The organism is Hymenobacter sp. BT559 (assembly GCF_017571525.1).
Taxonomy (GTDB): domain Bacteria; phylum Bacteroidota; class Bacteroidia; order Cytophagales; family Hymenobacteraceae; genus Hymenobacter; species Hymenobacter ginsengisoli.
Map to the genome: position 1 here is coordinate 106,154 of NZ_JAGETY010000005.1, position 24,445 is coordinate 130,598.

The window sequence follows — 24,445 nt, forward strand, 5'->3', positions numbered from 1 at the left end:
GGTTTTTAGTTGGTAAGAATAATAGCCTACTCGCGCACTTCGGCCAGGTTTTCCTTAGTGAGCACGTCCACCATACCATCCTCACTTACCACTACCACGAGGCAAGGGTAGGGCGAGCTTTCGACGTAGCGCACGGCCGAGTTGAAGCGAGCGCCGCGGGTACCGTTGCCGTGGCCGCTAGCCTTGCCATCGAGGATGACGCCGATGGAGTAGCAGTAGCCGTCGGGGTCGAGCAGTACGGCGCCGTCGATGCTGGTGATGAGCTGGGTAATGAGCGGCGTGAGCGGCACGGGTTCGATGAGCGTGCATTGCAGCTTGAGGCGGTCGGCCTCAGCTAGGGCCTCGGTGGTGATAACGAGCAGCGTGCCCTTGGGCTGCTTGCTGGCTTCGAGTACCACGTCCCAGAGGTGGGCCACCTTGTCGGAGCGGTGCAGGTCGAAGGTGCGCTTGAGGTCGCGCTTGAAGCGGGTGCGGTTGAGGCGCGGGCGCGGCAGGTTGGGCAGGCCGTAGCGCGAGCGCAGCAGCACCTGCCCGGCGTGGGCAAATTCCCAGGCGTAGTGCGTCACGAAGTGAATGTCGAACAGGTCTTCGCGGGCGGCGTCGTAGTGGCCGATTTGGCGGCCTAGCGCGTACACTTTTTCGCCATCGGCGAGCAAGTGCACATCGTGGCTAGTCATTTCGAGCAGCTTGCGCACGGCGCGGTAGTCGCTGAGCTCGGTGGGGCAGGTGAGGGCAAAAACCTCCTCTATGTTGGGGTGGCCGCGCGGCACCAGCAGCAGGCGGCCGATGCCCTCGGCGCCCTCATAGCGCAGGCTCGAAATGGTATTGAGCGTATTAAACAGCTGGGCGATGCTCGGGTCGGTGCCGAGGGCTAGCGCGGGCGTGTCGAGCAGGCTTTGGCCGGCGGCGCGCAGCAGCTCTTCGGTATCGCGTGGGCGGAAGAGGAAGCCTGCACCGGGCGACGGCTCATTCAGCGACTTAAGGCACTCCTCGTTGAAGCGGTACATGGCGGCGGCCAGCAGCGAGTTGGCTACCGGCTTGCCGTTGGTGTAAAAGCGTTCGGGCTTAAGCGCCGGGTATGAGCGTAGCGGCTTGCGCTGCATTCGCAGCAGCGTAAACACCAGGTAGCCGTTGAGGCGCACCGGATAGCCCACAAAATGCTGGGTAGTAGCGCCGGCGTCGAGGCGCTCTAGTACCCGCACCAGCGCCGCCCGGATGCCCAGGTTTTCGAGCCGCTGCTGCACTTGCGCGGGGTTCATCCAGTCAGCCGATTTGGCCACGGGTGGTCCCAGACCGGTAGCTTCCAGCACCAGGCCTTCGGCCACTACTTCGGCAAAAGCATCTTTGGGCAGCTCGCTTTCGTGTGGCTCCTGGCACACCAGCTGGCTAGCCGAGGGGTCGAGCGACAGGCACAGCACCGACACCTGCGGGCGCAGGTCATCGTCGAGGGCATCAAACAAGGCCTGGGCAATGGCCTGGGCACTTTCGCGGTAGCGGCCTTGGTGCGGCCAGATGTAGTGGTCGGGTAGGGCGGGAGCAACCGGCCGGGTAGGGGCAAGGGTGGGCGTCATGGCGCAGAAAAGGGACATAGACCAGGGCAGTAGGGCTAATATCAGTGCGTGCTGACGCGCACAAGCCCTACAGTTGAAATATAACCGGTAAAGCCATCTTTTGCTTTATTGGCTTGCCCTGATACATCGCGGGCTCCCACTTAGGGGCGGCCTTGATGAGGCGCACGGCTTCTTCATCGAGGCCCGAGCCGTGCTTCTGCACCACGCGCACATCGGTGAGCGAGCCGTCGGGCTGCACCACGAACTCAACCGGCACCTTGGCCTGAATGTGGCGCTTGCGAGCCAGGTCCGGGTATTTCTGGTTGGCGGCTATCCAGGCGAAGAACGCCGCATTGCCTCCTACCGGCTGCGCCGATTTTTCGGGCCGGATGATGTTGGTGCCGCTAGCCGTGGTGCCTACCACCGAGGTGGTGCCGGGTGCGGCAGCCACCGCGCCGGGCGGCAGCGGCGCGCCGGGCTTGGTGCTACCGGCGGCGGGCACCTCCACGGTTTCGCCCGAGCCCTCGGCCAGCACGAAGCTTACGGGCAGCGTTACGCGCTGGCGCACCAGCTGGCCGTGGTTGTGGGCGGGCGTCCACTTGGGGCCGGCCTTCACCACCCGAATGGCCTCGGCATCAAGTAGCGGTGCCACCGGCTGCTTTACTTCTACCTCGCCCACGCTGCCGCTGCGCTCTACCACGAAGGTTACCAGCACGGTGCCTTCCTGCTTGGCCTGCATGGCGGCAGTGGGGTATTTCTGGTGGCTAGCCAGGTATTCGGCGTAGGCCTGGGGGCCGCCCTTGGGCACGGCCGGCTGCTCCACGGCGTCGTACACCGTTTTGGGGTCGTCGGCCTTGTATTTGAGCTTAACGGGTTTTTGGGCGAGTGCGGGCGCGGTGGCCAGCAGGAGCAAAGCAAGAGCGTGGGGCTTCATAGAATAATAGGCTAGTGAGTTTTGTGCGAAGCTACAACGGCCGCCCGCGTGTGGCCGCCGGCTAGCCCTGCTGGGCCGGGCGGTGGCAGCCCAAGTAGCTTTTGCCGTACAACCCTCCGCGCGCCTACGCTGGCTGCTTTCAGGGATGCGATAGGATATTTACGCAAAGCTTCATCTTATGCACATCGGACAAAACCTGCGGGTTCGCTTTATCTGGGAGAAATATGGCTGGCGGCCCCTGCTGCTTTTTGCGCTTTATGATGCCTTTATCGGGCTGCTCTACGGGCCGCTCAATATCCACTGGCTCGACATTCCGTGGCAGCCAGTGGCCACGCTGGGCACGGCAGTAGCCTTCTACATCGGCTTTAAGAGCAACGCGTCTTACTCGCGCTTTTGGGAGGCTCGCCAGCTCTGGGGGGCCGTGGTAAACTCGTCGCGCACCTGGGCGGGGCGGGCCCTCGATTTTGTGCGCACGCCCGACGACAACTATCACTATGACAGCGCCGAGCTGGCGGCTCACCGCCGCTTGGTATACCGGCACATCGCTTGGGTAAATGCCCTGCGCCTGCACCTGCGCCGCCAAACGGCCGAGCTTTGGCAAACCGATGTAGTGCCCTTTCTGCTCGACCCCGCCGACCATGCACTAGGGCAAGCCAATAACCCACCGGCGCAGCTGGTTATCCGGCAGGGGCACGACCTGCGCCGCCTCAGCTTTGATAATATGCTAACGGAGTTTCGGGAGGTATCGATGGCCGAAACCCTGCGCGAGCTCAACAACCACCAAGGCGCCTGCGAGCGCATCAAAAACACGCCTTTCCCGCGGCAGTACGCTTTTTTCAGCTACGTCTTCGTCATGATTTTTGCGCTGCTGCTGCCGCTAGGCCTGGTCGAAGAGTTTGACCACCGCGTGGCCCTCGGCCCCTACCACGTGTGGCTGATGGTGCCCTTCGCCACGCTCGTGAGCTGGGTATTCCACACCATCGAAAAGGTGGGCCACAACAGCGAGAACCCCTTTGAAAACTTAGAGAACGATGTGTCGATGTCGGCCATTTGCCGCAGCATCGAAATCGACCTGCGCCAGATGCTCAGCGAAACCGACTTGCCCAAGCCGCTGCAGCCGGTAGCCGACGTCTTGTATTAAAACAGGTGCTATACGTAAAGTACAACGCGCAGTAAAACGTCAGGCAGGGCTAGCCCTGCTTGACGTTCTTTTTTTAGCGCCCTGCCTTGGGTTGTACCTTTGCGGCTCGTTAGTTATCTCTAGGTGATGTATAAATATCCTCGGCCAATTTCTGCGTTTGGCCGCTTCGTGCTGTTGATGCAAATGATGGTGACCCGCCCCGAGCGCCGCAGCGTGCTCTGGCACCGTACCCTCGACGAGGCCGTCGATATCGGCACCGACTCCGTTTTTATCGTGGGCCTAGTTTCGACCTTCATCGGCGCCGTAACCTGCGTGCAGATTGCCTACAACATGGTCAACCCGCTCATCCCGATGAGCACCGTAGGCTTTATGGTGCGCGAAATGACTATTCTGGAGCTCGCGCCTACCATCATTTCGGTGGTGCTGGCGGGCAAGGTAGGCTCGGCCATTGCGGGCGGGCTAGGCACTATGCGCATCACGGAGCAGATTTCGGCCATCGACGCGATGGGTATCAACTCGGCTTCGTACCTGGTGCTGCCGCGCATTCTGGCTTCGCTGTTTGTGTTTCCGCTGCTCGTTATCCTGGCCATGAACCTGAGCATCCTGGGCGGCTACGTGGCCACGCAGGTATCGGGCTCCATGACCGGCGCCGAATACATTGAGGGCATTCGCTACGCCTTCAAGCCCTACACGGTGCTGTTTTCGCTGATAAAGTCGGTGGTGTTTGCCTTTCTGGTGTCGGCTATTTCTTCCTACAAAGGCTACACGCTGAAGGGTGGTGCCCTGGAAGTAGGCAAGGCCAGCACCGCGGCCGTCACCAATTCCATCATCTCGATTCTGCTGGCCGACTACGCGCTGGCGGCCCTGCTGCTGTAAGGAGTGAACAGTGAGCAGTGAAGAGTGAATAGTTGGCCGCCGCAGATGACCTTGTGGCCTTCTTACTCGTTAATTGCGCAGTTCTCACTGCTCATTGTTCACTGCTGAATGCCCCTGCCCCGCGTGTCGCGCCGCGACCTGTCGTATTTTTTCTTCAGCCAGCACTTCTCCGATGGGCTGCGCACCACGCTGGCTATTCTATTGCCGGCGGTGCTAGGGGCGCAGTGGGGGCAGTTTGCGGCGGGCATCACCCTTTCGACCGGCGCCGTGTGCCTGAGCGTGACCGACACGCCCGGCCCCTTGCAGCACCGCCGCAATGGCCTGCTGGCCGCTCTGGCGCTGGTGTTTATAGGTGCGCTGCTGGTAGGCTGGCTAGCCCCCTACCGGCTGGCGCTGGGCCTGCTGCTGGTGAGCCTGAGCTTTGGGCTGACTATGCTGCTGGTGTGGGGCGCGCGTGCGGGCGCGGTGGGGTCGGCTACGCTGCTGGGCATGGTGCTCACGCTGGCCCACCCGCCCGAGGGCTGGCAGGCCAACGCGGTGCACGCCGGCCTGCTGGGGCTAGGGGGCCTGTGGTACCTGCTGCTGGCCATGGTGCAAAGCAGCGTGCAGCCCTACCGCTCGGCCCAGCAGGCGCTGGGCGAGTGCCTGCACGCGGTGGCGGGCTTTCTGCACATTAAGGCTACTTTCTACAACGCAAGCACTGACCTTGCCGACGACTACCGCCGCCTGGTGGCTCAGCAGGTGACGGTGAACGAGAAGCAGGAAGCCGTGCGCGACCTCATCTTCCGCTCGCGCCAGATAGTGAGCGAGACTACCAGCACGGGCCGCCGCCTCGTGCTCACCTTCACCGAAACGGTGGACCTCTACGAGCACATCACGGCGGGGTACTACGACTACGGTGCCCTGCGCGCGGCCTTTGGCAGCACGGGCGTGCTGGGCGAAATTCAGGGCTTTATCAACCGGCTGGCCGTGGACCTCGACTACCTGGGCAGCGCCATCCTGGCCAACCGGGCCTATGGCAGCCCGCCGCCCGACCGCCTGCCCGAGCTCACGCAGCTGCAGGCCCGCATCAATGCCCTGCCCACGCCCGACCCTGGCACCGGCCTGAGCACGCTGGTGCTGAAGAAAATACTCGTGAACCTGCGCGACCTGCACCGCCGCGTGCGCAGCATCCGGCGCTATTTCGACGAGGGCCAGGCCGCCGCGCTAGCCCCCGACCCGCGCCGCGTGGCGGGGCATACCCAGTTTGTGGCTCGGCAAGAGCTGGAGTGGAGCACTTTAGGCGAAAACCTGACGCTGAGCTCGTCGGTATTCCGGCACGCGGTGCGCATGGCCGTGGCCTGCTCGGTAGCCTTCACGGTGGCCGAGCTGCTGTGGCACGGGCAGCACAACTACTGGATTCTGATGACGGTGACGTTTATGCTCAAGCCCGGCTTCAGCCTCACCCGCGAGCGCAACATCCAGCGCATCAGTGGCACGCTGGTGGGCGGCGTGATGGGCTCGCTGGTGCTGTGGGCGGTGCCCAATGGCGACGTGCGCTTCGGGCTGCTGCTGGTGTTTATGGTCATCGCCTATTCGTTTCAGCGCACCAAGTACCTCGTGACGGTGATTTTTCTCACGGCCTACCTGCTCATCATGTTCAGCTTTCTGGGGCTGAGCTACCTTGGGGTGATTGAGGAGCGCCTCACCGACACGGCCCTGGGCTGCGCCATTGCCCTGGCCACGGCCTACCTGCTGTTTCCGCGCTGGGAGGGCGAGCAGCTGCCCGACCTGCTGGCCGCCACGCTGCGCGCCAACCTGGCCTACCTGCGCCAGCTGGCCGACCGCCTGGCCGGCCGCGAGGTGCTGCCCACTACCTACCGGCTGCTGCGCAAAGACGTGTACGTGGCCTCGGCCAACCTGGCGGCGGCCTTCCAGCGCATGCTCTCCGAGCCGCGCCGCACCCGCCGCCGCCCTAGCGAGGTGCACGAGTTTGTGGTGCTCAACCACATTTTGTCGGCCAATATCTCGGCCCTCACTACCACCTGGCAAGACGAGGCCACGCCCAACCCTGCCGTGCCGCCCGAGGCGCGCCGCGTGCTTACCAGTGCCCAGGCCGCCCTCAGCAAGAGCCTGGCCCGGCTAGCCGCCGCGCCGGCACCCGATACCGCTGCCCCGGCAGCTTCTGCCACCGTGGCGCTTATGCAAGACGTGCGCGTCGATGCCCAAGCCGACACAACCAACCCCGACCGCACCCTGGCCGAGCAGCTGGCCTTTTTGCAAAAAGTAAGCACCGACCTCAGCCGCGTCACCGAGGCCCTAGCCGCTTAAAGCACGCTAATAAAACGTGTAGCGGTACTCGTAGCGCGTGCCGTGGCTGTCGGTTTTGCTGCGGCGCAGGCCGTTGGGCAGGTAGTCATACGTGGTGAAAGGCGGGCTAGCGGGCTTCGTAAACCCGGCGTAGCTCATTCCGCTAATCGCTTCGCGCAGCAATTGGCCATCGGCGTCGCGCTGGTAAGTGGTAGTCAGCGTATCGGAGGAGGCTTTGATAGTCAGGCTGCCGCTCCCGTCGGCGCTGGTCTGGGTCACGGGTTTGGCGGTGAGCTCGGGCGGCTTAGGCAGATACTGGAGGCGGATAAGCTGGCCCGCCGCATCGAAGGTGCTGCGCTGGTTGGGAACAAATTTTCCCTCCAGGGTCCGGGTGGCGCGGCCTGCCACGGGCAGTACAATGGTCCCGCTTTCGAGTTGCCGATGCAGCCGGCCAATGGCATAATATGACTCTGACTGAACTACTTGCTCGCCCTCGTAGCCTAGCACGTCGGTGCGCGTAGTGTCACCGCCCAGCTTACGGGTGCGTAGCAGCACGCGGCTAACCGGTGGCGCCGGCAAGCCGGGCACCGCCGTTAGAAAGGTTTCGTAGTCGCGCGTCGCGCCGTGCTGGGTGGTGTGCCCCTTTTGGAAGAGGGCTAGCGCGGCTGGCGTGGGGCCCACGCGCGTAGTTGTAGTTTGGGTGGCAGGGTCGAAGTCGGTTTGCACCACCCAGGCGAAGCCAGGCTCGGCATCTTTCGTCAGGCTGATGAGCTGGTGCCGCCGATTATAGCGCAAGTGCTGGCGTTGCTTGAAATCAGGATTAGCCATGAGCACCGGGTAGCCCGCCCGGTCAAACTCGGTGTAGTCGACGGTGTCGGGAGCCCCGCCGCTAGGGCGCAGGCGCACCAGTGCCACGCTCTTCACCCGGTTGCGGGTGTAAAAGCGACGAGCCAGCGAGTCTTCCAGCGAAGGCCGCTGCGGCAGCGTATACACCAACCCAATCAACGGGATTTCTAGCGGCGAGCCAGAAAAAGACATCGTGATTTTCTTTTCGCTGGCGGGAGCGGTGCCCTGCCCGAAGCCGCAGTGCCCAAGGCCGAGCAGCAGTAAAGTAGGTAGCACAAAGCGCATAGACGTATGGAGATGTATCTTGTCAAAAGTAGTCTGGCCCGACTCGTTGTGGCAAGGCCCATTCCATTTCCCGCCCGCTTTGCCTTCTCTCGTCCTCCGCGACAGCGCCTGGCTGCGCTACGCCACCTTCTTCTACCTGTATGTGATGCAGGGCATTCCGGCGGGCTTTGGCCTTACGGCGGTATATAATTACTTGATTGGCAGTGGCCTATCGGCGCATGCCGTGGGCTCGTTTGCAGCCATTGTGGGCCTGCCCTGGACGTTCCAGTTTGTGTGGGGGCCGCTCATTGACAAATACCAGTACTCCATCATCGGGCACCGCAAGCAGTGGGTTGTGCTCACGCAGCTGGTGGCGGCGCTGGCCTCGCTCTCGCTGCTGCTGGTGCGCCAGCCGGTGGCTCAGCTAGGGCTCATGGGCGCGGTGTTCTTTATCCACAGCGTGTTTGCGTCCATCCAGGATGCCAGCGTCGATGCCATTGCTATTTCGGTGGTGCCGGTGGCCGAGCGTGGGCGCGTCAATGCCTTCATGCGGGGCGGTTTCTTGCTGGGCTGGGCAGTAGGCGGCGCGGTGCTCTCGTGGGTGTTGCACCACGGCGGCTTTGGCCGGGCGGCCCTGGCGCAGTCGGTAGCCCTGCTGCTATTCACGGTGCTCACTTTTTTTATCAAGCTTGAGCGCACCGACCGCCTGCTGCCCCGCTTTGGCGGCGGGGTGCGCCCGGTAGCCGAAGGCCAAACGGAAGCCGAAGTGAACCCGCCGCTAAGGTGGCTTTTCGCCGAATTGTGGCGCAGCATGATTGAAAAGCACAGCCTGCGGGCGTTCGGCATCATTTTCCTGGCCTACCTGGCCGGCTCGCTGTTCAACAACGCCTACACCTTTCACCTCATCCACTCCTTGCACTGGGCCGATGCCGAGGTGTCGGCGCAGCAGGGCGCGCTGGGTAGTTCCGTTGCGTTTGTGGTGCTGCTCGGGGGCGGCATCGTCGTGGACCGCCTCGGCGCGGCCCGGCTACAATACTGGGTACTGGTAGGGCTAGCGGGGTTTCTGCTGGCTTTTTGCAGTCTGGGCGCTTTCTGGGCCCTAAAGGCAGTTGGCTTTACCGGCTTGGTAGTGATGAACTTGGCCGACCCACTGCTGAGTGCTGCCGCCATGCCGCTGCTCATGGCCTTCTGCCGGCCGCGCATCGAAGGCTCCCAGTTCACCACGTACATGGCGTTGGTAAACCTTTGCACCGTCACGGCCAGCTACCTCAATGGCTGGCTGCTCGAGCTCACGTCGGCGCCCGTTATCGGGCTGGGGTGTGGGCTGTTGCTGCTAGGGCTGGTGGGGGCGCTGCGCCGGGCGGGGCCGCACCCGGCAGTGGCACCGCAGCCCGGGGCGGCTTAAGCAGGCATAAAAAACGGCAGCCCACGCCCGCTAAGGGCCTGGGCCGCCGGGGCAGTCGCTAAGGGGTAGGGGTGGCTTATTTGTGGCCCGAGCCACCGGCTTTTTTGCCGCCGCCATCGTGCTTGTTTACCGTGGCCCAGGCGCGGGCTTCGGCTTCTTCTTCGGATACGCCTCTTTTTTCGTAGCCTTCTTCAATGTGCTCGGCTTGGCGCTTCTGCTTGTCGGTGTATTTCGACTTATCTCCCTGGGGCATGGCTGGAAAAGGAATAAGGGTGGATGAAAAACGCGGGCCAGCGCGGGGCTAGCCTCGGTTTTTATACGACGCGGCGGCGGCGGGCGTTAAAGCGGAGCTTAACGAGCGGGGTGGGGCCGGGGCGCTATCTTCGGCCGAATCTCCGCTAGCCACCTATGCGCCACGTTGCCGACATCCCGTATCCACAAGTCAAAATCACGCTGCTGGCCTGGAACGGCAAGTACCTGCTCAAGCTGGAGCAGGGCCCGCTGGAGCAGACCTACAAAGTGGCCGAGCTGGACCTGACCGGCGTGGCCGCGCCCGATGTGGAAATTCGCCAACTGCTCGACGACGAGTTTCTGACGGCCGCCGTGGCGCGCTTCCAGCTCATGCGCGACGACCTGCGCGCCGCCTTCGCCCGCCACGACCTCCGCTAATACCCCTCTCCCTTACCCTTGCTTTCGCTATGCTGCGCCAACTTTCTTTGCTGTTGCTTTTCAGTGTTTTGCTAGCCCCCGCTGCCCATTCCCAGGCCTACGAGCCGGGGCAGAACTACGTGGTGCGCCAGGGCCAGCTGCCCTATGCCGGCCGCACTCAGTACAGCGTAAACGTGGTGGTAGATGGCAACGAGGACAAGACCCGCGACTTCCTGCAAAGCTTTATGAAGGATACCTACCGCGTGCCCCTGAAAAGCGGGCTAGTGAACATGGTGACCAAGAAAAACGGCGTGCTTTCGGCCAAGCAGGTGGCCGGCACCAATATTTCAAGCCGGCCGGTCGACATCTACGCCGCCACCACGGCCCTCACCGATTCGACCACCGAGGTGGCACTCTTCGGCGGCTTTGGCGAGAAAACGTTCTTCTCGCCCGACCTCACTACCACCGAGTTTAAGCGCCTGCAAGCCATGCTGGAGCGCTACGCGCCGGCCGCCCGCGTCAATGCCTTCCGCCAGCAGGTGCTCGAGGCCGAGGCCGAGGTAGCGGCTATCGACAAGGAGAAGGAGAAGATTAACCACAATATGGACAACACCCGCGCCAATACCGCCGCCAACCTCCGGCGCATCGAGGAGCTGCTGCGCCAGAATAAAGCTAACGCCCAGAGCCTGAGCCAGGACAGCGTGCGGCTCATCAGCAACGGCCAGCTGCGCGAGGTGAAAAGCCAGGTAGTGGAGCGCCGCAAAACGCGCCTGGCCGGCGTTGTAGCCAAGTAATTTCTGCTTTTTTGTTGCCATGAGCCCGTCCGACCCGCATTCGTCTCTCGCCGCCCTGCGCCAGCTCAAGGAAATGCTGGATGCGGGCACCATCACCCCCCAGGAGTTTGAAACCCTCAAGCGCCAGGTGGTTTTTGGTGCCGAACCCGCTTTGCCCCTTACGCCGCCCACCGAGGGCCTAGCCGAGACGCCTACCTTCGCAGCGCCCGAAGCACCGGCCCCCGTGCCAGAGGCAACCATTGCCGCCTACGACACCGCCGCCCCCAATCCAGCCGAGCTGCCGCCTCCGCCGCCCGCTAGCCCCGACTGGCTGGCCGCTGCGGCTCCCCACCTCCCCATCACCAACGAGTCGGACCTGCCGCCCCTGGAGGAGCGCCGCAATCCCCTCAACCTGATATTCGCCATCGGCGGCTTGCTCGTTTTTCTGGGAGTGGTGGCTTACTTAATGATAGGCCGCCCCGCCCGGCCCGATGAGCACCTGACCAGCGGCACCCAGACCGCCGCCGACTCGACGGCCGCCGTGCCCGAGGTAGGCCCCCAGGCCGAGCAGCTCAACCTGCCGCCCGCCACCGCCCCCGATACCGTGCGTGAGGTGCCTCGTACCCAGCCTGCCCCCGCCCCGGCCGCTAGCCAGTTCAAGACTGATTCAGTGACTACGCCTGCCCCGGCCGCTAAGGCACCGGCCGCTGCCACTACCATCCCATCTGAAACGACTAGCAGTTCTGCCGATTCTGCTGCCATTAAAAAGCCGTAGTTGTGCCGCTAGCTTTTATGCGTTGGCTGGGGCTAGCCACTTGCCTGCTGCTCAGTAGCTGCCTCGCCATCATTAAGCCCATTCACCGGTTCTCGGCCGAGAACGCTGGCCCCGCGCCCGACTACGCCGACAGCACGGCCTGGGCTGCGCTGCCCGGCCACTACACCGCCGCGCAGCTGCGCCCGCCCGGCCTGCCCCGGCCCGCGCCTACACCGGCCGATACAGTAGCCGACGTTTATATCCATCCCACCACCTACTTCTGGCGGCTAGGGTATTGGAATGCGCCCATGCGCCTTAAGCGCCTGCGCCGCTTCACCGACCGCACTTGCCTGCGCAACCAAGCCAGCCTGTTCTACGATGCTGGCCGGCTCTACGCCCCACGCTACCGCCAAGCCACGCTCTATAGCTTTTTTGCGCCCAAAGACCCGAATACCCAGCCCGCGCTCGACCTGGCGTATGCCGATGTGAAGGCGTCCTTCGAGTATTATCTCGCACACTACAACCACGGGCGGCCGTTCATCCTGGCAAGCCACAGCCAGGGTACCACCCACGCCCAGCGCCTGCTGCACGAATTGGTTGATGAAAACCCAAAGCTGCGCAAACAGCTGATTGCCGCCTATTTAATTGGTCGTAAGGTGACGCCCCACGAATACAAAAACCTGCCGCCCCTGCGCGACTCTCTGCAAACCGGCGGCATCATCGGCTGGAATACGGCTTCGTCTGGTACCGATTTTTTGCCCTACCACGGCCTGCTCGTCACCAACCCCCTCACCTGGACACTCGACTCAGGCGCCGCGCCCGCTAGCCTCAACCGCGGCGGCGTGCCGCTCACCTTCAAGCGTATCGACCCACACGTCACTGGTGCGCAAGCTCATCGCGGTTTGCTCTGGGCCGACGCCCAGCATCCGCCCGGCTACCGCCACCTGCACGTGCCCGGCGAAAAGGACTTAAGCGCCTCCTACCACATCGTCGATTATAACCTCTTTTACCTCAACGTGCGCCAGAATGCGCGGGCTAGGGTGCGGGCGTGGGTGAGGGAGCGTTAGCCGCTTCAATCCTCTGCTAAGTCCCACTCAAACATTTTTCGGATGTTACTGAAACCAACTTCCGGATAATGGGCATCCCAACTAGCTATGCCTCTCCAAAAGGCTTCCTCATCGAAATTCACGAAATCGTTAGCCAATGATAGTGCGAAATTGTGAAGAGCATAAGCGACTAGTGCCGCGTAACGGCCAGTAGCAATCGCGCTAGTATCATTAGGTATTTCGGGGGCTTTGATTCCTATCAGAAAATTGTATAGGATTTTCCGATAGGCAACCTTACGTTTTTCATCTATAGCCACAAATAAAAAGCCCGCTGGCGCATTGCCAGCGGGCTTTCTTTTGCTAACGCGAGGTCAGGCTACAAGTTACGCGCCGATGGCCACGCGCTTGAAGTCCGATACCGTCATGCCTTTCGACTCTTTGTCGAGCAACTGGGCGATGGTCAGCGAGTTGTCTTTTACAAATTCCTGGTTCAGCAGGGTGTTCTCCTTGTAGAATTTGTTGAGTTTGCCCTGAGCGATTTTCTCCAGCATAGCCTCGGGCTTGCCTTCAGCGCGCGCTTGCTCTTTGCCGATTTCGATTTCGCGCTCTACCGTAGCCGAGTCCACACCATCTTTGTCAACGGCAACGGGCTTCATGGCTACGATTTGCATAGCTACGTCGCGGCCGATAGCGGCTACGTCGGCGCTGCCCACGTTCTTCAGGCCTACGAGTACACCCTTCTTGTTGTCCGAGTGGATGTACGAAGCCACTTTCTCAGCGGTGAGGGTGGTATAGGTGAGGTCGAGCTTCTCGCCAATTTTACCGGTCAGCTCCGTGATGTGCTCCTGTACGGTGCGGCCATCAGCTTCTTTGGCAGCCAGCAGGTCCTCCTTGGTGCCCACGTTCGTTTTCACGGCCGTGTCCAGGATTTGCTGTACCAGCATACGGAAGTCAGCTACTTTAGCTACTGACTCAGTTTCGCAGGCTAGGGCTACCAGCTTGCCGTTGGTGCCATCGGCGCTCACGTTTACCAGCACGAGGCCTTCCGAGGTAGCATTGTCAGCGCGCTTGTCAGCGATTTTCTGACCCTGCTTGCGCAGGATGTCGCGGGCGGCTTCGAAGTCGCCATTAGCCTCGGTCAGGGCTTTTTTGCAATCCATCATGCCCGCGCCGGTCATGGTGCGGAGCTTGTTTACGTCTGCGGCGGTGATAGCGGCCATAGTTGTAGCGCGGACTTTTAGTCCGCGAATTGGGGGTAAGAAGGATTTTTACGTTTAGTGTCGCGGACTAAAAGTCCGCGACACATAGAAAAAGGGAACCGCCAAGCACTTGCCTCGACCGTTCCCTTTTTCGTCAAGCTTTAAAAGCGAGCGGCTTAGCCTTCGTTGTCAGCTTCCGTCTTCTCCGCGATAGCGGCTTCGTCAGCCTCTTTGCGGTCAGCGTCTTCCTTGTCAACTTTACGCTCCGACAGGCCGTCTTCGATAGCCTTGCCAATCACGTTCATGATGAGCTGGATAGACTTCGAGGCGTCGTCGTTGGCCGGGATGGGGAACTGCACCAGCTCGGGGTTCGAGTTGGTATCTACGATAGCGAAAACCGGGATGCCCAGCTTCTGCGCTTCTTTCACGGCAATGTGCTCGCGCTTCACGTCTACCACAAACAGGGCAGCGGGCAGGCGGCTCAGGTCCGAGATACCACCCATTACACGCTCCAGCTTCTCGCGCTCACGATTCATCATGAGTTTCTCGCGCTTAGCTAGGGCCGCGTAAGCGGTGTTTTCTTTCACCATCTTGTCGATGGTAGCCATTTTCTTAAGCGACTTGCGGATGGTGGCGAAGTTCGTCAGCATCCCGCCCAGCCAACGGTCCGTTACGAAAGGCATCTTGAGGCGCTGCGCCTCGGTCTGCACAATCTCTTGGGCCTGCTTTTTGGTGGCTACGAACATGATTTTGCGGCCGCTCTTCGCGATGTTGCGAATAGCATTGGCGGCATAGTCAAGCGAAGCCAGCGTCTTGTTCAGGTCGATAATATGGATGCCGTTCTTCTCCATGAAGATGTACGGCGCCATTTTCGGGTCCCACTTGCGCGTAAGGTGACCAAAGTGGGCACCTGCGTCAAGCAGCTCTTTATAAGTGGTGGACTGAGCCATGATACTACTACGGTTAAACGATTAGCGCTTAGAGAACTGGAACGAGCGACGAGCCTTGCGCTTGCCGAACTTCTTACGCTCCACCATGCGGGGGTCGCGCGTCATGAAGCCTTCCTTGCGCAGCGACGACTTCACTTCTGCGTTGTCGCTTACCAAAGCTTTCGAGATGGCGAGGCGGATGGCCTCAGCCTGGCCGGCGATGCCGCCGCCGCTCACGTTCACCTTGATGTCGTACTGGCCTACCTGCTCGAGGATAGCCAACGGCTGGTTCACGATGTTCTCCAACAGTTCGTTGGCGAAGTAGGACTTCATGTCCCGGTTGTTGATAGTGATATTCCCTTGCCCGGCTTGCATGTACACGCGAGCCACCGAGGTTTTTCTTCTACCAGAGGTGTTAGTAGCTGCCATTTAGTGGAAAAATAATGCGGCCAAAATCGGCCGTAAAGCAATGATTTACAGGTTTTTCAGCTCGTATACTTTGGGCTGCTGCGCCTCGTGGGGGTGTTCGCTGCCAGCGTATACGTAGAGGTTGCGGAACTGCTCGGCGCCAAGGCGGTTGCCTTGCAGCATGCCTTTTACGGCGTGTTCGATAGCCTTGCGCGAGTCGCGGTTCATCTGCTCGCGCAGGGTGCGCTGCTTCTGGCCGCCGGGGTAGCCCGAGTGGCTGATGTACACCTTCTCGGTCAGTTTCTTGCCAGTCACACGCAGCTTGTCAGCGTTGATAACAATCACGTTATCACCACAGTCAGAGTTGGGAGTGAACGAAGGCTTGTGCTTGCCACGCAGTACGTTGGCAATTTGGCTGCACACGCGGCCCAGCGGGGCCACGCTGGCGTCGATGATAACCCAGGCTTTCTGGGCGTTGGCCTTGTTGACGTGGGTCGTCTTGAAGCTCAGGTGGTCCATGCGGATTTGGTAAAAATTACCGGCTAAACAATTGACAATAAACCCCAAGCCGTTCGAGCTTGGGGAAAAACGGACACAAAGGTACGGGTTTTCTGACAGATAACCAAACTAGGGACAGGGATTAGTGCCAGTAATGATACTTATGGGAAAAGCAGTGTTGCCGACCAAAAGCTTAAACTCGGTTTCTGCCTTACGGATGAGGTCCTAGATAGACATGTACTTTTACGCCCTCTTTGAAATACCTATCGCCAAGAATGCAGACAAATGAATTTCGCACTACTTGCCATTTCTAACAATACTAAGCGGCTAGCCCAATGCCTATTGCTCCTGGGAGTAGTAGTCTCAGTCAGCTTCGTGTTTATTACCAAAAACCCTTACGACACCGGCGATAGCATCATGCATTACTTGTATGCTCGCTTCGCCCCAAAACACCCCCTGAACCTGATGCATTCGTGGGCCAAGCCACTCTTTACACTGCTAGCGATGGGGCCGGCGCAGCTTGGCTACCGGGGCATTATGTTGTGGCAGTGCGGCTTGGTGGCGGCTTCGGCGTGGCTCAGTTACCGAGTGGCCGAGCGCTTGGGCGTTCCTTATGCAGCGCTGGCAATTTTGCTATGCTACACGGCCCCCGATTATTTCCGCATTCAGTTCTCGGGGCTGACCGAGCCGCTGTTTGGGTTTGTGCTTATTGCGAGTGTAGCGCTGCTGGTAGCGCAGAAACCGGGGTGGTCGGCGGCACTGGTATCGTGGCTGCCCTTTGTGCGTTCCGAAGGCTTTATTCTGCTAGGGCTCTGGGTGGTATACTTAGTCTGGCAGCGTCAATGGCGAGCCTTGCCTGGGTTGCTATTAGGCTACGTGCTATATAGTATTGTGGGGGGCATTGTACTGGGGGACTTTGGTTGGGTTTTTGGGCGCAATGCCTACCCTACCATCTCGACCTATGGTCACGGGGACTGGAAGACATATTTGGTTGGTTTGCTGTATCTTATGGGATGGATTATGGCAGTGCTGGTAGCGTTGGGCGGCGTGCAGTTAGTGTGGAGGGCTAGCCGTAAAGCCAGCTGGGCCGACTCTCTTTTCAGGGCTGAGCTACTGGTTGTGTACGGGGCGGTGGCCGTATTTGTAGCGGCTCACACGCTGTTTTGGGTCTTTGGCCTGTTCGGTTCGGCAGGCCTCACGCGAGTGTTAACGGTGTTAACTCCTTTGCTAGCCATTATTGCCCTGCGTGGGCTTAGCGGCTTGTTAGCGCTTGGGCACACGGTACAGGCGCAGCAGCGCATTGCGCTGGCGGTAGCAGGCCTTGCGGTGGCCTTTTTGTTCACGGGCCTGCGCATGGAAATGCAGTGGGTACGCGATTTTGGGTCGCCCGGCGATGTAACGCTGGCTGAACAAGCAGCTACCTGGTATCGGCAGCTGCCGGGCCCCAGGCGGCCCGTATCGCTAGAGAGTGCTGCTGCTGCTAGGGCGCTCGACCTCGATATGTTTGACTACCAAGCGCGTCCCCTGGCTTCCATCGGCGGCAAGCTTCAGCTAGAGCAACTGCCCGTGGGCACCCTCGTTTTCTGGGATAGCTGGTTTAGTCCTATGGAAGGTGGCTTGCCGCTCGACCGCCTGCAAAACGACGCGCACTTTCGGCAGCGCTGGGCGGGTAGCGCCTATGGGCATGCCAATGACCCCAACAGTGGCACATGCCAACTGATTGTGTTCGAGAAGGTAAAGCAATACTGATAGCTTCTTGCCACCCCTAGCGATACTGCCGCAGCGTCTCAACGAGCACCCGGAAGTCTTTCGGATAAGGCGCATCAATCTTAATGGGCATGCCATCGAGCCCCGTAAAACCGAGCTCCTTGGCGTGTAACGCAAAGCGTTTGATGAACGGCTGCTCAGTTTCGCCCTCTTTCAGATTGAACTTCTTCTTGAGTGAGGAGAGAAAAAAATCTTCGCCGCCGTAGAGGTGGTCGCCCACGATGGGCGTTTCGACATAGGCCAGGTGCAGGCGAATCTGGTGCATGCGGCCCGTCACGGGTTCGCACTGCACGAGGGCGTGCCGAGCGTAGGTTTCGAGCAATGTAAAGCGGGTTTCGGCGGGCTTGCCCTTGAAAGCCAGCCGCGCCTTGCCGCTCTTGGTGGTTTCGATATTGCGCTCTACCACAAACTTATCCAGCGGCGGGGCGCCCCAGGTCACGGCGTGGTAGACTTTATTTACCTCGCGGTTTTCAAACTGCATCGAGATGTGGCGGTAAGCCTCCGGATGCTTGGCCAATACCAGCGCGCCGCTGGTGTCGCGGTCGAGGCGGTGGCCTACCTGGGCATCGTCTGCATATTCGCGGGCTAGCCGCAGCAGGCTGGCCGCTACGCCGATGCGCTCGTCGAGCGTGGAGAGAAACGGGGGCTTGTTGACGACAATATAATCGTCGTTCTCAAACAGAATGAGGTCTTGGAACTTGGGTGGCTTCATGCGAGGCACAAAGGTACGGCTTAGCAATGGGCGAATGAGTGAAGGCCCGAATGGGTGAATAAGCAGCCTTAGCTACCCATTCGGCCCTTCACTCATTCGCCCATTGGCCTTCGGCCGGGGCAATTTAAATTCCATGGTAGTGCCCTCGCTCATCACGCTCTTAATATGGATGGTCGACTTGTGCGCCTCCACAATATGTTTGCTGATGGCCAGCCCCAACCCCGAGCCGCCGGCCGAGCGCGAGCGGCTCTTGTCGACGCGGTAGAAGCGCTCGAAGATGCGGGCCTGGTGCTCGGGTGCGATGCCGGCGCCGTTGTCGCGCACCGCAATGCGCACCCCGCTGCGGCCGGGAGTAAGGGCTACTACCACGTGGCCCTGCTGTTCGCGGCCGTACTTAATAGCGTTATCAATCAGGTTAATAAGTACCTGGCGAATGCGGTTGCGGTCGGCAATGACGGGCATTTCGCGCTCCGCCAAATGCGGCGGAAACAGCTCAAGCGTGGTGCCGCGGCGGTCGGCTTGCTGCTCCAGCAACTCAAATAATTCCTGCACCAGCGCCACCAAGTCGAAGCGTTGGCGGCGCATACGGATAACTCCTTTTTCGAGCTGCGAAATCGTGACCAGGTCCTGCACCAGGGCATCAAGCGCATCGAGGCTAGCGGCGGCCCGTTGCAAAAACTTGCGCCGGATGGCAGGCTCCATGCCGTTTTCTGCGTTGTCTTCTTCTTCGTCCAAGATGGTGTGTACGAAGCCTTGGGCAGCGAAAAGCGGCGTTTTAAGCTCGTGCGACACATCGGCCAGAAACTCGCGGCGCAGGGCTTGCAGGCGCTTCAGCTCGTCGAGCTCTTGCTGGCGGCGCTCGGCCATTTCTACTATTTCGTCGCCAATGCGGCGAAGTGGTTCGGGTCGAAACAAGAACTTGTTGCTCAGGCGCTTAAATTCCTTGCGCTTAATATGCTCCAGACGCGAGTAGATGCCGTTTATCTCCCGAAAAATAAGGGCCTCGAACGACAAGTATATCAGTAAAAAGCAGGCGGCCACCGTGATGCCGCCGGCCAGAAAGGCCTGGTGCGTGGGCAGCCGTGGCACCCAGTAAGTGCAGGTAGTCAGCACTCCCGCCACCACGAGCGCAATCAGTACGGCAATGGTGCGGGAAGACAGGTTCATATGGCGCTGTGCTAGGGGGGCTAAAAGTAGAAATTTATAAAATAACGTCATGCTGTGCTTGTCGAAGCAGCTCTACCGCACAACACCCTAGCGGCGCAGTAGAGAGGCTTCGACAAGCGCAGCATGACGTTCAGGTTTAGGCAATCCGTTAGTCCAAGTTAAACTTATAGCCCACACCCTTAATAGTTTGGATGTGATGGTCGCCTACTTTTTCGCGCACCTTGCGCACGTGCACGTCCACGGTGCGGGCTAGCACAAATACGTCGTTGCCCCAGATATTTTGCAGCAGCTCGTCGCGGCTGAACACTTTGTGCGGCGTGGCGGCCAGGAAAGCCAGCAACTCAAATTCCTTCTTAGGCAGCGTGATTTTACGGCCGTCCTGGTACACGGCGAAGGCGGTGCGGTCGATGCGCAAGCCGTTGATATCGATAGCCTCGACGCCGGCGTGCGGGTCTTGGTCGCGGCGCACAATAGCCGCCAGCCGGCTCAGCAAAGCCCGGGGCTTGATGGGCTTGGAGAGAAAATCGTCAGCGCCGGCCTCAAAGGCAGCCACTTCCGAAAACTCCTCGGCGCGGGCCGTGAGAAACAGGATATAGGTATCCTTGAACTTGGGCAGCTCGCGCAGGGCGCGGCAGGTGGCAATGCCATCGAGGTGCGGCATCATCACGTCGAGCAGGATGATGTCGGGGCTGAACTCCTGAGCCGCAGCTAGAGCTTGGCGGCCATCGGCGGCAGAGGCGGTGAGGTAGCCTTCCTTCTTAAGGTTAAACTCGAGTAGCTCGACAATATCAGGGTCGTCGTCTACTACTAAAATCTTGTAAGCAGCGGCTTTGGCCGACGCTGACTTGGGACTGGGATGAGTAGCCACGGCGCGGAAGCGAAAGGGAAGAACTTTCGCGCTGCAAAATTACCCGCGCTGGTCGGGCTAGCGTGTTACGTTTATGTGATGTCAACGCAGCGGCCGGAAATGAAGCCGGCTCGCTAGGCCTTCCCTGCGATTTGCCCCCTAGCGAGCGAGGTTCAGGCGGCTTTTCAGGCCTTCGTATTTGTACATATCTACTTTCACCGAGCCCACAAACATTTCGGCCTGAAAGAGAACCGGAATCTTATTGCGGTCGTCTGATAAATACACTTTGATAGCGTCTTCGCCCCGGAAAATGCGGTTGTTCGGCATTTTGGGCACCAGCTTCAACACGTGAATGGGCCCGGCTTTGGTGTCAACTATCTCACGGCCTTTGAAGACAACTTCCAGATTGAACGTCGATTCGTCGAAAAAGCCACCCATGCGAATAGTTTCGCCGGGCTTCATGTGGTCGTAGTTGAGGGTACGCAGAAAGTAGAAGCCACTCACGAGCTCCTGCACGTTGTTGGGCACCTTAAACGTGTAGCGAATGGGCTCTTTGGTGTGGGTCTGGAGCACGTTTACGATGTCGTGCGTCTGGTCAAAATCCACTACTTCCTTCTTCCGATAGGTGCCTTCCTCAATGTCGCGCGAGGAGCGGAGCGGCAGCACGCTGGCCGTATCGATGTAGGAGCGCCACTGGTCGCGCACGTGCAGAAAGAAGTCGAATGAGCCCGTGGTGCGCCCGCTTACGGTGGCCCGGTAGCAAGGGCGGTCCGCAATGCGCTCCAGGCTGCCCGAGGTTTCGATAACGGCTTCGGCCGCATTGAGCACACCGTAGTGCACCTTGTAGCGAATGGTTTCGCCGGCCTTAAAGCTGGGGTTGGGCCACACGCGCACCGGTTCGGTAGTGCCGATAGGCTGCGTCCAGGCAACGCAAAGCAGGAGAAGCGGAACAAGTAGCCAGCGGCGCATACAAGCAGAAACGAGGTCGAAGTCGAAAGCGGATTTACAAACGAAATGCCAGCCGACAAAAATACACTGCCCCAGCGGCCACTTGGCTAGCCCTATACCATGCAAAAGCCCCGCTACCAGGGCAGCGGGGCTAGCAACATACAGTTTGCAGAGGAGTGCTTACAGCGTGTCGTCGCCGTCTTCGGGGCCGCTCATGTCCACGGGGATAACGTCGTCGTCGCCCTTGGCCATGGTGCGGATTTTGGCTTCAATCTGCTCGGCTAGCTCGGGGTTGTCGAGCAGCAGGGTTTTCACGGCTTCGCGGCCCTGGCCGATTTTGTTGCCATCGTAGCTAAACCACGAGCCCGACTTGCCGATGATGCCCATGTCAACGCCGAGGTCGACAATCTCCCCGACTTTCGAAATACCCTGGCCGTAGATGATGTCAAACTCGACCACCTTGAAGGGCGGCGCTACTTTGTTTTTCACCACCTTTACCTTGGTGCGGTTGCCGGTTACGTTGTCCTTATCTTCTTTGATTTGGCCGATACGACGGATGTCGAGGCGCACCGAAGCGTAGAATTTCAGGGCGTTACCACCGGTGGTGGTTTCGGGCGAGCCGAACATCACGCCGATTTTCTCGCGCAGCTGGTTGATAAAGATGCACAAGCAGTTGGTCTTGTTAATCGTGCCGGTGAGCTTACGCAGGGCCTGGCTCATGAGGCGGGCGTGCAGACCTACCTTCGAGTCGCCCATGTCGCCTTCGAGTTCGCCTTTCGGTACGAGAGCTGCTACGGAGTCAATGACGATGATGTCGATAGCGCCCGATGAGATAAGCTGGTCGGCGATTTCGAGGGCTTGCTCGCCGTTGTCGGGCTGCGCGATGAGGAGGTTATCCACGTCGATGCCCAGCTTCTTGGCGTAAGTAGGGTCGAAGGCGTGCTCGGCGTCGATGAAGGCGGCGGTGCCACCGGCTTTCTGCGCCTCGGCGATGGCGTGCATCGTCAGGGTCGTCTTACCGCTCGATTCGGGGCCGTAGATTTCGATAACGCGGCCACGGGGCAGCCCGCCGATGCCGAGGGCGATATCCAGCGACAGCGAGCCGGTGCTGATGGCCGGAATATCGTTCACCTTCTGGTCCGAGAGCTTCATCACGGTACCTTTGCCGAAGGCTTTGTCGAGCTTTTCCATCGTCAGCGCGAGGGCCTTGGCTTTCTCGGCGGCGGGGTTAGCGGGAGCGTTTTTTTCGGCTTTTTCAGTTGCTGCTGCCATTACGGAAGTGGGGATTGAAAAGAAACTTGAATTGAGTAAAAGTACGATGTTTTGGCTTGCCATCGCCAGGCAGCGTAGCAGGCCGCTAGGCCTCGCTACCGTTCTGTTTTGCGGCGGCCATTTGTAACGCAACGCACCCCGGTTTTGTGCCGGAGGAAGCACAAATTTATGGGGAAATTTCTAAAAATTTTAGTTAGCCTTGGAGCTGTGTTAGTTGCAGCCGCGCCCGCCCAGGCGCAGTTAGATAATCGTGCGTTCACGTCGCCTACTCCGGGCTCATATAGAAATGATACGTTGTCATTGCTTCATGTCGGGGCTATTGCTGGAATGGATGCGCGATACCACAAGCAACTTGATAGCACGAATAGAAAGATTGATAGTTTAAACATTAGGCTTAATAGAAGGCCTAATCGCATTATTGCTAGCGCGGGCGACCTGCGCCTTTCGCTCAACGCCTTCACCTTCTTCAAAGACAACGAATATTTCAACGATATCGTCGAAGGCTACACGCTATTTGGCACGCAGCTGAACCCACAACTCGTCTATTACCCGACTAAAGAGTTGCGGCTGGAAGGTGGCGTTTTTCTCTGGAAAGACTTTGGCAACCCGCAGCTGAAGCAAGTGCGGCCCACCTTTCGTGCTACCTGGACGCACGGGGCTAGCCAGTTCATCTTGGGTAATATTAAGGCCAATCTCAACCACGGCTACATCGAGCCGCTGATGGACTTTGAGCGCGTGATGCTAAAGCCGTTGGAGGAAGGCTTGCAGTACCGGTTGAACACCAAGCGCGTGTTTCTGGATACGTGGGTCGACTGGCTGAAGCAGGAATACCCGGGCGTGGATTATCAGGAACAGATTGCGGGCGGCCTCAGCAGCAGCTTCCGAATTACGGGCGATAATAGCCCGGTGCAGCTCTCGATTCCGCTGCAATTCACCGCTCGGCACTTCGGCGGGCAAATTGATACGCTGCACCGGCCGGTGCAAACGCTGCTCAATTATGCCAGCGGTGTAGTGGCTAGGGTGCCGCTGGGTGGTAGCACCTTCCAGGCCGTGCGGCTCAATGCCTACGGCTTGCTCTTCGACGACCACTCGTTCTCCAACTATCGCCTGCCTTTTCAGGCTGGTAAAGGGCTGTATCTCAATGGCACGCTCGAAACCAAGTACGTAGATTTGATGCTGAGCTACTGGCAGGGGCACCAGTTTTACGCACCGCTAGGGGGCACTTATTACCAATCTATCGCCTCGCGCTACGGCACGCCCGGCTACACCGACGCCGAGCGCCGGCTGCTGCTGGTGCGCCTGTTGCGCGACTTCCGCATCTCCGACGCGGCGGCCCTCACGGTGCGCGTCGAGCCAGTGTACGACTTCAACCGCAGCCTGCTCGACTTTTCATTCGGCATTTACCTCAACTTTCGGCAGGAGTGGCTGCTCGGCAATATTGGCCGGCACGTGCGGGTAGGACAGTAAAAAATGCTTATTGCGAGCACAGCTAGGCAAACCACACGGTACCTATACGACTCGCTCCGCTAAGGGCAGTTCAGCTGCGATTGCCTCGGTGTGCTCGCAAGGACAGACGTACGTTCCGTAATATTTTAGTCGCCAGCGGCCCAGTGGCGCACGAAGTGCAGAATGGGTGGCTGCGGCGGGCGGCTGTCCCAGAAGCTGAGGCGCAGCCATGCCGGTTGCTCGAGCTTTTCGGGGCCCTGGGGCGTAAAGCCCAGCGCCCGCGCTACGGCTTGGGCCTTTTTATTATCCGCAAAGCAGCGGATGAGCAACCGCTGGGCGTCGACGGGCCGGCCGAAGCCAAAGCGGCACATCGCCGCTAGGGCCTCGCGGGCGTAGCCGTGGCCTTCGGCCTCGGCAGCCAGGTAGTAGCCTATTTCGGCCTGGCCATTGCGCTGGGGCATGAGGCAGATATCGCCGATGTAGGCGCCCGTGTCGCGCAGCCAGATGCCGAGCACGTAGAAGCGGCCGGTGCGCCAGTCGTCGGCAAAGGACGCGAGCTGCGTGGTGGCGGCAGCTAGGGTCGGCACGGCGCGCAGACGGTCGGGGAAAGAAAACTGTAGGCGTGCCCGGCTACGGTCGAGCAAAGCAAAAAAAGCCTCGGCATCGGCGGGTTCGTAGGGGCGCAGAAGCAGGCGGGTAGTTTCAAGCACAGACTAAAAACAGGAA

Annotated in this window: 25 protein-coding genes; 10 read left to right on the forward strand and 15 right to left on the reverse strand. The window is 60.0% G+C overall.

Annotated features, from left to right (window positions below):
* Positions 1 to 26 precede the first annotated feature (26 nt).
* Both J4D99_RS08635 and J4D99_RS08640 read right to left on the reverse strand, forming a co-directional pair.
* Entirely contained in the window at positions 27 to 1,571 is a 1,545-nt protein-coding gene (locus J4D99_RS08635; protein ID WP_208131294.1) for a DNA integrity scanning protein DisA nucleotide-binding domain protein, read from the reverse strand.
* Positions 1,572 to 1,638: 67 nt separating this feature from the next.
* Positions 1,639 to 2,484 carry an energy transducer TonB gene (locus J4D99_RS08640; protein ID WP_208131295.1) on the reverse strand — a complete coding sequence of 282 codons (846 nt, stop codon included), beginning with the start codon at positions 2,482 to 2,484 and terminating at the stop codon, positions 1,639 to 1,641.
* A gap of 178 nt (positions 2,485 to 2,662) precedes the next feature.
* Here J4D99_RS08640 and J4D99_RS08645 point away from each other — a divergent pair, with 178 nt between their 5' ends.
* The 3 genes from J4D99_RS08645 (at position 2,663) to J4D99_RS08655 (ending at position 6,811) form a co-directional block, all read left to right on the forward strand.
* Positions 2,663 to 3,625 (forward strand): bestrophin family protein, encoded by a 963-nt coding sequence (locus J4D99_RS08645; RefSeq protein WP_208131296.1) that lies wholly within the window; start codon positions 2,663 to 2,665, stop codon positions 3,623 to 3,625.
* A 126-nt stretch (positions 3,626 to 3,751) separates the two neighbouring features.
* Entirely contained in the window at positions 3,752 to 4,501 is a 750-nt protein-coding gene (locus J4D99_RS08650; protein WP_208131297.1) for an MlaE family ABC transporter permease, read from the forward strand.
* A 108-nt stretch (positions 4,502 to 4,609) separates the two neighbouring features.
* Entirely contained in the window at positions 4,610 to 6,811 is a 2,202-nt protein-coding gene (locus J4D99_RS08655) for an FUSC family membrane protein (protein ID WP_208131298.1), read from the forward strand.
* Between the two features lie 6 nt (positions 6,812 to 6,817).
* Here the strand turns inward: J4D99_RS08655 and J4D99_RS08660 are convergent, their stop codons facing one another.
* On the reverse strand, positions 6,818 to 7,921 hold the full coding sequence (locus J4D99_RS08660; RefSeq protein WP_208131299.1) for an RHS repeat domain-containing protein: 1,104 nt from the start codon (positions 7,919 to 7,921) through the stop codon (positions 6,818 to 6,820).
* A gap of 79 nt (positions 7,922 to 8,000) precedes the next feature.
* Between J4D99_RS08660 and J4D99_RS08665 the strand changes: the two genes are divergently transcribed.
* Complete coding sequence (locus J4D99_RS08665) at positions 8,001 to 9,305, forward strand: MFS transporter (protein ID WP_208131300.1); 1,305 nt, start codon at positions 8,001 to 8,003, stop codon at positions 9,303 to 9,305.
* Between the two features lie 76 nt (positions 9,306 to 9,381).
* Here the strand turns inward: J4D99_RS08665 and J4D99_RS08670 are convergent, their stop codons facing one another.
* Positions 9,382 to 9,558, reverse strand: a complete 177-nt coding sequence (locus tag J4D99_RS08670; protein ID WP_208131301.1) for a hypothetical protein — start codon at positions 9,556 to 9,558, stop codon at positions 9,382 to 9,384.
* A gap of 155 nt (positions 9,559 to 9,713) precedes the next feature.
* On the opposite strand from J4D99_RS08670, the gene J4D99_RS08675 reads away from it, so the two are divergent.
* Genes J4D99_RS08675 through J4D99_RS08690 form a run of 4 tightly spaced genes read left to right on the forward strand, consistent with a single transcriptional unit; the run spans position 9,714 to position 12,547 of the window.
* Positions 9,714 to 9,974: a hypothetical protein gene (locus J4D99_RS08675; RefSeq protein ID WP_208131302.1), complete on the forward strand. Its 261-nt coding sequence runs from the start codon at positions 9,714 to 9,716 to the stop codon at positions 9,972 to 9,974.
* A gap of 29 nt (positions 9,975 to 10,003) precedes the next feature.
* Positions 10,004 to 10,747: a hypothetical protein gene (locus tag J4D99_RS08680; RefSeq protein ID WP_208131303.1), complete on the forward strand. Its 744-nt coding sequence runs from the start codon at positions 10,004 to 10,006 to the stop codon at positions 10,745 to 10,747.
* A gap of 19 nt (positions 10,748 to 10,766) precedes the next feature.
* On the forward strand, positions 10,767 to 11,501 hold the full coding sequence (locus J4D99_RS08685; protein WP_208131304.1) for an SHOCT domain-containing protein: 735 nt from the start codon (positions 10,767 to 10,769) through the stop codon (positions 11,499 to 11,501).
* A gap of 17 nt (positions 11,502 to 11,518) precedes the next feature.
* The gene (locus J4D99_RS08690) at positions 11,519 to 12,547 is read left to right on the forward strand and encodes a DUF3089 domain-containing protein (protein WP_208131305.1); all 1,029 of its coding nucleotides are present in this window, start codon (positions 11,519 to 11,521) and stop codon (positions 12,545 to 12,547) included.
* Between the two features lie 5 nt (positions 12,548 to 12,552).
* Here J4D99_RS08690 and J4D99_RS08695 read toward each other — a convergent pair whose 3' ends face one another.
* The 5 genes from J4D99_RS08695 to rplM all read right to left on the reverse strand — a co-directional run bounded on the left by J4D99_RS08695 (position 12,553) and on the right by rplM (position 15,581).
* Positions 12,553 to 12,843 carry a hypothetical protein gene (locus J4D99_RS08695; protein WP_208131306.1) on the reverse strand — a complete coding sequence of 97 codons (291 nt, stop codon included), beginning with the start codon at positions 12,841 to 12,843 and terminating at the stop codon, positions 12,553 to 12,555.
* A 66-nt stretch (positions 12,844 to 12,909) separates the two neighbouring features.
* Positions 12,910 to 13,746 (reverse strand): translation elongation factor Ts, encoded by an 837-nt coding sequence (gene tsf, locus J4D99_RS08700; protein ID WP_208131307.1) that lies wholly within the window; start codon positions 13,744 to 13,746, stop codon positions 12,910 to 12,912.
* 155 nt (positions 13,747 to 13,901) lie between these two features.
* Positions 13,902 to 14,675 (reverse strand): 30S ribosomal protein S2, encoded by a 774-nt coding sequence (rpsB, locus tag J4D99_RS08705; protein ID WP_208131308.1) that lies wholly within the window; start codon positions 14,673 to 14,675, stop codon positions 13,902 to 13,904.
* A gap of 21 nt (positions 14,676 to 14,696) precedes the next feature.
* Complete coding sequence (gene rpsI, locus J4D99_RS08710) at positions 14,697 to 15,083, reverse strand: 30S ribosomal protein S9 (protein WP_208131309.1); 387 nt, start codon at positions 15,081 to 15,083, stop codon at positions 14,697 to 14,699.
* Between the two features lie 45 nt (positions 15,084 to 15,128).
* Positions 15,129 to 15,581, reverse strand: a complete 453-nt coding sequence (rplM, locus tag J4D99_RS08715) for a 50S ribosomal protein L13 (RefSeq protein WP_208131310.1) — start codon at positions 15,579 to 15,581, stop codon at positions 15,129 to 15,131.
* A gap of 354 nt (positions 15,582 to 15,935) precedes the next feature.
* On the opposite strand from rplM, the gene J4D99_RS08720 reads away from it, so the two are divergent.
* Complete coding sequence (locus J4D99_RS08720) at positions 15,936 to 17,309, forward strand: hypothetical protein (protein ID WP_208131311.1); 1,374 nt, start codon at positions 15,936 to 15,938, stop codon at positions 17,307 to 17,309.
* Positions 17,310 to 17,325: 16 nt separating this feature from the next.
* On the opposite strand, the gene J4D99_RS08725 is transcribed toward J4D99_RS08720, so the two are convergent.
* From J4D99_RS08725 to recA, 5 genes are all read right to left on the reverse strand, one after another.
* Positions 17,326 to 18,039 (reverse strand): RluA family pseudouridine synthase, encoded by a 714-nt coding sequence (locus J4D99_RS08725; protein ID WP_208131312.1) that lies wholly within the window; start codon positions 18,037 to 18,039, stop codon positions 17,326 to 17,328.
* Positions 18,040 to 18,111: 72 nt separating this feature from the next.
* Positions 18,112 to 19,206 carry a sensor histidine kinase gene (locus J4D99_RS08730; protein WP_208131313.1) on the reverse strand — a complete coding sequence of 365 codons (1,095 nt, stop codon included), beginning with the start codon at positions 19,204 to 19,206 and terminating at the stop codon, positions 18,112 to 18,114.
* A 148-nt stretch (positions 19,207 to 19,354) separates the two neighbouring features.
* Positions 19,355 to 20,074 (reverse strand): response regulator, encoded by a 720-nt coding sequence (locus J4D99_RS08735; protein ID WP_208131314.1) that lies wholly within the window; start codon positions 20,072 to 20,074, stop codon positions 19,355 to 19,357.
* Between the two features lie 138 nt (positions 20,075 to 20,212).
* The gene (locus J4D99_RS08740) at positions 20,213 to 21,022 is read right to left on the reverse strand and encodes a DUF3108 domain-containing protein (protein WP_208131315.1); all 810 of its coding nucleotides are present in this window, start codon (positions 21,020 to 21,022) and stop codon (positions 20,213 to 20,215) included.
* Positions 21,023 to 21,181: 159 nt separating this feature from the next.
* Positions 21,182 to 22,273, reverse strand: coding sequence for a recombinase RecA (gene recA / locus J4D99_RS08745; RefSeq protein WP_208131316.1), 1,092 nt, complete (start codon positions 22,271 to 22,273; stop codon positions 21,182 to 21,184).
* Between the two features lie 327 nt (positions 22,274 to 22,600).
* Here recA and J4D99_RS08750 point away from each other — a divergent pair, with 327 nt between their 5' ends.
* Entirely contained in the window at positions 22,601 to 23,740 is a 1,140-nt protein-coding gene (locus J4D99_RS08750; protein ID WP_208131317.1) for a lipid A deacylase, read from the forward strand.
* Positions 23,741 to 23,865: 125 nt separating this feature from the next.
* Here J4D99_RS08750 and J4D99_RS08755 read toward each other — a convergent pair whose 3' ends face one another.
* Positions 23,866 to 24,429, reverse strand: a complete 564-nt coding sequence (locus J4D99_RS08755; RefSeq protein WP_208131318.1) for a GNAT family N-acetyltransferase — start codon at positions 24,427 to 24,429, stop codon at positions 23,866 to 23,868.
* Positions 24,430 to 24,445 lie beyond the last annotated feature (16 nt).